The sequence below is a fragment of the Sphingobium sp. TCM1 genome, from assembly GCF_001650725.1.
Taxonomy (GTDB): Bacteria; Pseudomonadota; Alphaproteobacteria; order Sphingomonadales; family Sphingomonadaceae; genus Sphingobium.
Map to the genome: position 1 here is coordinate 1 of NZ_LXVX01000031.1, position 8,085 is coordinate 8,085.

The following is an 8,085-nucleotide window of genomic DNA, read 5'->3' on the forward strand; positions in this document are numbered from 1 at the left end:
CAAAAAGGGCGGCCCGTAAAACAGGCCGCCCCTTTTTGCTGCAAAAAACTGCCTCCTCAGGCAGAACAACGTCGCGGGGTGGAGCAGCCCGGTAGCTCGTCAGGCTCATAACCTGAAGGTCGCAGGTTCAAATCCTGCCCCCGCAACCACCGATACCGACAAACCAGATTTTTCCAGCTTTTGTCGGTTACGGTTGGATCGCCCTCCCGCAACCACAGAAACCGACATACCGGGGCCCCCTGATGCGAAAGCATCGGAGGGGCTGTCGGTGTTGGCCCAATTGCGCCGTTCCAACCATTCGAGGATGGTGCCAAACTCGCCGTGCAGCATGGCGTTGACCTCGCCCCGTTTGGCGCCGGGCGTCAGAACGATGCGCTCGATAAGCGCGCGCAGCGCATCGGCCGCCTCTTGCCGTTCTTCCGGATGCGCTAGCGCTTCCGCAAAGCGCTCCACCTTGCGCCGGTAAATCTCCGAGATATTCGGATGGATGTCCGGGACATCGGCGGGAGCTGCAGCGAGCCGGGCGCGAATGGCGTCTTCCTGTGCCTCGAGTTCGAGCAGTTGATCAACGAGCGAACGGGTTCCCTTGTCTTCCGTCGCGAGCGTCACAAGTCCCTTGATAGCTTTGAGGACCTTGTCGAGTTCCGCCCGATCGGCGGTGTCTGTCGCGCGGCGCTGGCGATTGATGCGATTGGTTTCTTCGACGCAGGTACGAATGGCTTCGGCCGCTACTTCGGGACTCATCAACCGGTCACGAAGACCGTCGAGAACGCGCGCCTCCAGCTTGTCGCGCGCAATGCTATGCCCATTGGAACAGCTTCTCGTGTCTATGTGGTTCGAACATGCAAACCGCCCCTGCCCGCGAAGGGTATAAGACCCACCGCAGCAGCCGCAGTAGACAAGGCCGGACAGCAGGCTCTTGGGGCGATGAGTCCGGTTCATCGCATTGTGGGCCGAGCGCGTCGCTTCGATGACGCCGGCATATTGGATCGCGATATCTTCCTGTCGCGCTTTTGCGGCCTGCCAGAGTTCGTCGTCCAGGATCCGCAGATGAGGCACGTCGGTAACGATCCACTCGGACTGCGGATTGATACGGGAGACACGCTTGCCGGTCTGGGGGTTCTTCAGGTAGCGCAGGCGGTTCCAGACCAGCTTGCCGATATAGAGTTCATTGTTGATCAAGCCTGTGCCACGCTTCGAGTGACCCCGAATCGTGGTCGATGTCCAGAGCTTGCCGGTCGGTGCGGCTATCCCCGCTTCATTGAGACGGCAGGCTATCGCATGCGGGCTGAGACCATTGGCAAACTGGCGGAACACCTGACGTACAACTTCCGCTTCAGCGTCGTTGATGGTGCGCTCGCCGTGAACTGCCTCACCTTCGCTGGAAAAACGACGCACGACGTCATAGCCGTAGCAAAGGCCGCCGCCGGACTTGCCTTTCTCGACGCGTCCGCGAAGGCCACGATGGGTCTTCTTGGCAAGATCCTTGAGGAAGAGGGCGTTCATCGTGCCCTTCAGGCCGACATGCAGTTCCGAAACCTCGCCCTCGGCCAGGGTCACTATCTTCACGCCCGCGAACTGAAGGTTCTTGTATAGCGTTGCCACGTCGGCCTGATCGCGGGAGACGCGATCAAGCGCTTCAGCGAGCAGGACATCGAAGCGGCCCATCTGGGCATCCTGGAGCAGCGCCTGAATGCCGGGTCGCAGGATGACGCTCGCACCCGAGATCGCGGCATCCTTGTAACTACCGACGATGCGCCAGCCTTCGCGCGCAGCCTGTTCGCGGCAGACCAAAAACTGGTCCTCAATAGAAGCTGGGCTCTGCTTGTCATCGGAATAGCGGGCGTAAAGCGCTGCGCGGGTCATTTCGGTCTCCTGGGTATCGGGAAAATTTAACATGATCTGCTGAGGAGGCCAAATTGGCGGCAACTTTCCGGGGCAGTGCGGCTGAATGTTCCGGAGTATGCATTTTGCACTTGCGTAATATGCTTCGCAAGTGCAGCATAATCTGGCCTTTCAGGCATCCTCTCCTAACTAGGCCGGCGTCGAGCCGGCCTTTTTCTTGGGCAAGATCATGTCCGGCGGAGGACTTCGATCCAAGCACGACCGTGCAGCGTGTGCTGCTTCAGATGATCCTGCAGACATGAGCACAGCGGGCCGCCCCTCTGGCACAAGGTGTGCCGGTGCCAGATATCAATATGCAGGCTAACCCCAAGGCCTTATTCGAAACGAGCCACGATTCGGTTCCGACTGCACCGTATCGATGGACCTCCCGCCTGTGCTTCAGTGGAAAGCGACCCGCCCTGAAGATACAGGCGGGGGAGACTCGTGGGCGCGTAGCATTTGGCCTGTCTCTGCGGCGGACTTTGATATCCAGGGTCGCGCCGCACGTGTTTCGTTGCGGCGACGAGACAGTGCAACCGCGGTAACGAAAGAGGGTTATCATTCAAGATGGGGGAACTCGGACAAAAGGCTGACGTATATGGTGGTCCGGGAGTTGGAACTGGCCGACAAAATATCAGGTCATTTGCAACTGCCAGGACCGCATGATGGGGGCGAACCGCTGAAATAGCGGAGTGCTGCCCGCGACGTCACGAGATAAGGATAGATGATGCCGCCAAGGGTCTTGATTGTCGGGCTGGGGATCGCCGGGATGGCCAGCGCCATCGCGCTCAGGAAAAAGGGCTACCACCCCGTCATCGTCGAGCGCGCGCCCGAGCGGCGGACCGGCGGCTATTTCATCGGCCTGCACGAAAGCGGGTGCGAAGCCGCCGAAAAGCTGGGCGTGGCGCGCGACATCCATATCCGCACGCCCGAGCAATCCCAGAACTGGCATTTGACCAAGGACGGCACCCGCGTCCGCGTGGCGGGCTTCGCCGACCAGCCGACCAAACCCGACACACTTCTGCGCGGGGACATCGAGGAAGGGCTGTGGCACGCCGTCGATGGCCAGATCGACGTCCGGTTTGGACCACCCCGGTTGCACTGTCGAGGGACGGCGAACAGGTGCGCGTGCGCCTTCGCCAGGGCGACGGTCCTGAAACAGATGAACTGTTCGATCTGGTGGTCGGCGCCGACGGTCTGCGCTCTACGGTCCGCAAACTCGCCTTCGGCCCGCACGAAAAATTCATGCGACCGTTCAACGCGATCATCTGCGCCTTTCAGCTTCGTCACCAAATGGAAACCTTCCGGGCCGGTGATGGCATCATCCTCAACGAAGGAAAGCGCTCGCTCTGGGTCTTCCCCTTGCAGGATCATACCCCGACCGCGTTGTTCACCTACCGCACCAATGACATCGACGCGCAGTTCAAGCGACCGCCCGTCGACGTGCTGCGCGAGGTTTACAAGGACATGGACAGCGGCGGTGTGGTCGAAGAGGCGCTTGATGATCTCGCCCAGACCGACAGCTACCTGTTCGATTCGGTCAATGAAGTGCGGATGTCGCACTGGTCCAATGGCCGGATCGTGTTGGTCGGGGATTCGGCCTGGTGCCTGACGCTCTATTCCGGCATGGGCGCATCGGCCGCGATCGTCGGTGGTTATGAACTGGGCGAGGCCATCGCCGCGCATGACGGCGACATCGCGGCGGGACTCGGTGCCTGGGAAGCGAAGATGCGTCCCTTCGTCGACAAGCACCGGCGCGGCGTCCGGTTCAAGGCGCAGATCTTCGTGCCGTCCAATGGCTTTTTCTTCGTGCTACGCCGCGTCGTTCTCAGGCTTGGTGGTCGCTACCTCGCCAAGCTGTCGCAGGAGCATAAACCCGCATGAGGCCGGCGCTCCGGCTGTGTAGCACCTCGCTTCTGTCGTTGCTGGCCCTGGCAGGCTGCGCGACGATGCCCGCCCGCATCCCGTATTCATCGGCCGATAGCATCGCGGCGAGCATCTTGCCCGGCGAGCCAGTGCGATTCTGGGCAAAAGGCGATGATGATGCCTACCGCCGGCGGGCTGCGAAGGTGATCGCCGATCGCGGCGCCACTCCAGTCGACAAGCCCAGAACCTTCCTCGCCTTGTCGGGCGGGTCCGACAAAGGGGCCTTTTCAGCCGGGCTGTTGAATGCCTGGACGCGGCGTGGCGATCGACCTGCGTTCGACATGGTGACCGGGGTCAGCACGGGCGCGCTCATTGCGCCCTTCGCTTTTCTGGGCAGCGGCCAGGATACCGCGCTCACGGCGATCTACACCAATGTCAGCGCCAAAGACATTTACCGCAAGCGGATCTTGCCCGGCCTGCTGGGCGGATCGGGCCTGCTCGACACGAAACCATTGCAGACATTGATCGCGCGCTACATAACCCCCGACTTCCTCGACCTTATCGCCGCCGAACACCGCAAGGGCCGGCGGCTGCTGGTCATGACGACCGATCTCGATGCGCAGCGCGGTGTCATCTGGGACATGGGGGCAATAGCCGCGAGTGCTTCACCACGCAAACTGGCGCTGTTCCGGCAGGTGCTGCTGGCGTCCGCGAGCATTCCCGGCGCCTTTCCGCCGGTCCTGATCGACGCGACCGTCAACGGCAAACATTTCGCTGAACTTCATGTCGATGGCGGCACGATCAGCGGGTTCTTCCTGCTACCACGCGACATGATGGTCGACGCGCGGGCAGACGGTTCGGAAGGGGCGATCTACATCCTCTATAATGGCCGGCTTGCACCGAAGTTCGAGGTGTCGAAACCGCGCACCTTGAGCCTTGTGTCGCGTGCGCTTTCCACGGTGCTGGGCGAAGCGGACAGGACGAGCATCGATGACCTGCGCAGCTTTGCGCAGGAACGAAAAATCCGGCTCTCTGTATGTGCGATCGATGAACCCGATCCCGATGATGATGCGGCTTTGTTCGACACCGAACATATGCGTAAACTCTATGCAATGGGGGAACGCGAGGGCAACGCAAAGAATGGTTGCCTGGCTTCTACGCGCGGCACGGGGCCAACGCGATGATACCCGGATATTCTTCGGCCCCGATCGAAGCGCTTTTTTCCGCAGCAGGCATCGTGCTGGATGAGCGTGATACCGCGGGTTCGCGTGAAATGCGCAATCGGCATGGCGCAACAGCGTGGTTCTTCCTTGATGAAGGATGGCGATGCCTGCGTGGGGCCGAACCAGAGCGCCACGAGAAGCATTGGGAAAGAGGCGCGATGCGCAACCCCCACGATCCTTGAATGGACGGTGTGCTGCCTCCACAATTCAAGCTACTGGCGAGGTCGGGTAGAGAGATGGTTGGCAAATCTTGTCTTGCCAATCGCGGCCAACCGTAGTGCGACGGTCCCATTGCCTCGCGCTTGAACGTGAACCAATGTGGATGCTAGGCTGTCGTGATCGCGTCCTATTCCAGGGCCATATATTTCACAGAGAGGCCGCATGTTCCCTGCGCGCACGGCAGAGCCAGGAGTGGAACTGGAAAGCGCAATCCCATCGCAGATGCGGACGCGCGTCGGTGCTTTCGCCTGGGGGGCGACACCGTTGGGACCGCGTTCCGCCTGGCCGTCCGAACTCGAGATCGCGGTGCATGAGCGAGCGCGAACAACAGCGTCACTGCTTGACATCACAGAATGGCAACATCGAGGGACGGATATGGCGCGACGGACCAATCATCAATTCCTGGCCCCCATGGAAGAGGCCGAATTGGAACGGTGTCTCAAGCTTATCTATGCTGACCGCCTGCCCGGGAATCTCTATCGCTTACTTGCCGAGGACCTGAGCCTCGATCTCGAACAGATTATCTCGTGGGGTGGTCCGCTCATGCCGGTCCCCGCCGAAGTCGCTTGCGGCATCAGGGTCCGCGCCGCGACCGTGAGCGGGGAGCTGCCCGAAGCGCAAGAGACCGTCCTCGCGCTGATGAATGTGAGGCTCGTCGTTCGATGGATATCCGAGCGCGCCTCGAGAAACGATCTCGCCAAAGTCTTTACCGAACTGGGCCGTCTCTTTCATGATCGGCCGCGCGAGAGCCAGTCCTGAATGTTGCTGTTATCGAGAGCAGACCATATCGCACCCCGATAGCGATTCCATCGCAATAGGGTAAGGGACACGAGCATCACTCAACCGATGAACTGGCCCGCATGGCTCGTGGGGATCACTGCCCGGCGATCGTCGGCGTGTTGTTTCAGGTCCGAATCGTTTAAGCTGCCGGGCGTTTACGACAATGGCTTCCACCTGCGCCCCACCGCCGGTGAAGTAACCCGCACGCGCCCCGTTTGATGCGGTGGCACCCGGCCCTGCGCAAGCTGGCGAGGGTTTCAGAGCCTTATCTGAGAACGTGGCTGACGCTTCGCCCATCGACGCAGAGCTGGCATGATCCGCCGTGCCTTTATCGAATAGTCGACGATCTCCTGACAAGACAGAGATTGCGCCGCAGTGCCGAGCATCTCAAACGAGGGAGGGAAGGCGCGGTCAGCGCTGGCGAAAACGACGCGATTGCCTCTCCGTTCCGCTGGAATTGCGATCACCCGACCATCGAAACTTGCAGCTATGCGACGAACGAGCGTCGCGAAGGCCATGGAATTGTCGCAAAGGTTGGCGACCAGCAGGCCGTCAGGACCGAGACGCGCGCGACAGTTATCATAAAAGCCCTGTCGACTGAGCGTCGGGGGAAGGCCTTTGCTGTCGAAGCCGTCGATGAACAGGATATCCGGCCTGCCCGCGGACGCGGCGAGATAGTCGGCGCCGTCGGCACATATGACGCGAAATCTGTGATCGTCCGGCGGAATGTGGAATTGCTGTCGCAGGGCGATCACGTCCGGATCGATCTCGATCACCGTGATGTCGCAATCGGGCAGGGAACGATAGCAGGCCTTGGCGAGGGATCCGCCGCCCAACCCGATCATCTCGATATGTTTGGGTGCTGCCCTGAACAGCCTGAACCCCATCATCACGCGCGTATAATCGAACAGGAGATGATCGGGATCACTGACCCGCATGCCGCGCTGCACGGTCGACCAACCGAATAATAGGGACAGTATGTCTCCAAAACGAAACAGCATCGGACCGGTTGGGCCGAAGGGCGCGTCCAGCGAAATCGGAATATGGCCGGCGCTCCCATAGCGATCAGGAAGAGCCGAGCCAGGCTCTGGGCGTTCGAGGCGCAAGCCAAAGACGAGATCGTGAAACATGTCGAGATCGATGTCCGCAGGGCGCGGAGACCCGTCAGTCATTTGCCCGTTTTCCTGGCTGGATCTGCGAGCGGTGCCGGCCGGTGATGAAGCCATGACGCCAAAAGCAGTGCCGCGCCCGCGGCGACCCAGATCGCCGAATGCCCCACAAGCCGATAAATCAGCGCACCCAGGATGGCGCCCGTCACGAGACCAATCCACAGCAACAAATAGGGCAACCATCCGAAGCGTTCGCCGCCCATCAGCGCGGAAAGCAGGCGCTGCCCGAACTTCACCAGCGTGCCGGTCATATAGGTCAGGCCGATCTGAACCTCTCCATCGCGCTCGAAGAGCGCGTTCTCCGCGCCCATCGCCATTGCCAGCACAGCGGCGGCCGCCCAATTGCTGCCGAACATGGCGAGAAGCGCCGCCACCGATAGCATGACCGCGATAAGGTATATCAGCGCGCTGTGCCTGGAGTGCTGAATGACCCGGCCGCAAAGCGAACCCAGCATGACACCGATCACGAACGAACCGATCAATCCGGCCGCTGTCGCCGCGTCCGAGACATGGGTGCTCAGGCCGACCGCAAGCCGCGTCGAATTCCCGCTCATGAAGGAGACGAAAAAGCCCCCAAGATAGAGGAATCCCAGAGCATCGACATAACCTGCGAGTGCGGCGAAACACGCCGCAAGCCCCCATGTTTTTTGGTCGTACCGGTTCATTCAGCGCGATCTTGGCAGGGTGACTTGCTTCCACCGCCACTCGAAAGATCCCTGTCCCACCGGGCAATTTCCTGGAGGTTGAGGGTTCCAACCCGGTTCAGCCGTGTTGCATCCTCGGTTGCGATCGACCCATTGGCCACGCTATCTCGGATGAAATCCTTCAGCATCATGTTCTGAAGTAGAAGGAATCCCCTGAAACGGTCACTCAGCTTCATGATAGTTCGTTTGCCTGCGAACTATCCGCAGTTCCATATGTGGACCTGTCTCTTATACACATCT

Annotated in this window: 8 protein-coding genes, 1 tRNA gene and 1 pseudogene; 6 read left to right on the plus strand and 4 right to left on the minus strand. The window is 60.6% G+C overall.

Annotated features, from left to right (window positions below; genetic code table 11):
• Window positions 1-72: 72 nt before the first annotated feature.
• A tRNA-Met gene (locus A7Q26_RS16900) sits at window positions 73-149 on the plus strand.
• Here the strand turns inward: A7Q26_RS16900 and A7Q26_RS16905 are convergent.
• A complete protein-coding gene (locus A7Q26_RS16905) occupies window positions 106-1,899 on the minus strand; it encodes a recombinase family protein (RefSeq protein ID WP_332308776.1) in 1,794 nt (597 codons plus the stop codon). The two genes, A7Q26_RS16900 and A7Q26_RS16905, sit on opposite strands and share 44 nt — an antisense overlap.
• A gap of 754 nt (window positions 1,900-2,653) precedes the next feature.
• Between A7Q26_RS16905 and A7Q26_RS26355 the strand changes: the two are divergent.
• The 5 genes and pseudogenes from A7Q26_RS26355 to A7Q26_RS16925 all read left to right on the plus strand — a co-directional run.
• Window positions 2,654-2,791, plus strand: a pseudogene (locus A7Q26_RS26355) (hypothetical protein); the annotation flags it as partial.
• Window positions 2,792-2,931: 140 nt separating this feature from the next.
• Complete coding sequence (locus A7Q26_RS25695; protein WP_269747265.1) at window positions 2,932-3,768, plus strand: FAD-dependent monooxygenase; 837 nt, start codon at window positions 2,932-2,934, stop codon at window positions 3,766-3,768.
• Window positions 3,765-4,934, plus strand: a complete 1,170-nt coding sequence (locus tag A7Q26_RS16920; RefSeq protein ID WP_066861862.1) for a patatin-like phospholipase family protein — start codon at window positions 3,765-3,767, stop codon at window positions 4,932-4,934. The genes A7Q26_RS25695 and A7Q26_RS16920 overlap by 4 nt, the downstream gene beginning before the upstream one ends.
• Window positions 4,931-5,155 (plus strand): hypothetical protein, encoded by a 225-nt coding sequence (locus tag A7Q26_RS25280; RefSeq protein ID WP_157102587.1) that lies wholly within the window; start codon window positions 4,931-4,933, stop codon window positions 5,153-5,155. Before A7Q26_RS16920 ends, A7Q26_RS25280 begins: the two co-directional genes overlap by 4 nt.
• A gap of 412 nt (window positions 5,156-5,567) precedes the next feature.
• Entirely contained in the window at window positions 5,568-5,951 is a 384-nt protein-coding gene (locus tag A7Q26_RS16925; protein WP_066861865.1) for a hypothetical protein, read from the plus strand.
• A gap of 278 nt (window positions 5,952-6,229) precedes the next feature.
• On the opposite strand, the gene A7Q26_RS16930 is transcribed toward A7Q26_RS16925, so the two are convergent.
• From A7Q26_RS16930 to A7Q26_RS16940, 3 genes are read right to left on the minus strand one after another with little or no spacing between them, the layout of a single operon-like run.
• Complete coding sequence (locus A7Q26_RS16930) at window positions 6,230-7,102, minus strand: fused MFS/spermidine synthase (protein ID WP_232313846.1); 873 nt, start codon at window positions 7,100-7,102, stop codon at window positions 6,230-6,232.
• A gap of 38 nt (window positions 7,103-7,140) precedes the next feature.
• On the minus strand, window positions 7,141-7,806 hold the full coding sequence (locus A7Q26_RS16935) for a YoaK family protein (RefSeq protein WP_066861871.1): 666 nt from the start codon (window positions 7,804-7,806) through the stop codon (window positions 7,141-7,143).
• Window positions 7,803-8,021: a hypothetical protein gene (locus tag A7Q26_RS16940; protein ID WP_066861874.1), complete on the minus strand. Its 219-nt coding sequence runs from the start codon at window positions 8,019-8,021 to the stop codon at window positions 7,803-7,805. The genes A7Q26_RS16935 and A7Q26_RS16940 overlap by 4 nt, the downstream gene beginning before the upstream one ends.
• Between the last annotated feature and the right edge of the window lie 64 nt (window positions 8,022-8,085).

What these genes read in the sequence shown, in the direction of transcription:
- A7Q26_RS16905 (WP_332308776.1), bottom strand. Translation starts at nt 1,899, where the DNA reads ATGTTAAATTTTCCCGATACCCAGGAGACCGAAATGACCCGCGCAGCG.
- A7Q26_RS16920 (WP_066861862.1), top strand. Translation starts at nt 3,765, where the DNA reads ATGAGGCCGGCGCTCCGGCTGTGTAGCACCTCGCTTCTGTCGTTGCTG.
- A7Q26_RS25280 (WP_157102587.1), top strand. Translation starts at nt 4,931, where the DNA reads ATGATACCCGGATATTCTTCGGCCCCGATCGAAGCGCTTTTTTCCGCA.
- A7Q26_RS16925 (WP_066861865.1), top strand. Translation starts at nt 5,568, where the DNA reads ATGGCGCGACGGACCAATCATCAATTCCTGGCCCCCATGGAAGAGGCC.
- A7Q26_RS16930 (WP_232313846.1), bottom strand. Translation starts at nt 7,102, where the DNA reads ATGTTTCACGATCTCGTCTTTGGCTTGCGCCTCGAACGCCCAGAGCCT.
- A7Q26_RS16935 (WP_066861871.1), bottom strand. Translation starts at nt 7,806, where the DNA reads ATGAACCGGTACGACCAAAAAACATGGGGGCTTGCGGCGTGTTTCGCC.
- A7Q26_RS16940 (WP_066861874.1), bottom strand. Translation starts at nt 8,021, where the DNA reads ATGAAGCTGAGTGACCGTTTCAGGGGATTCCTTCTACTTCAGAACATG.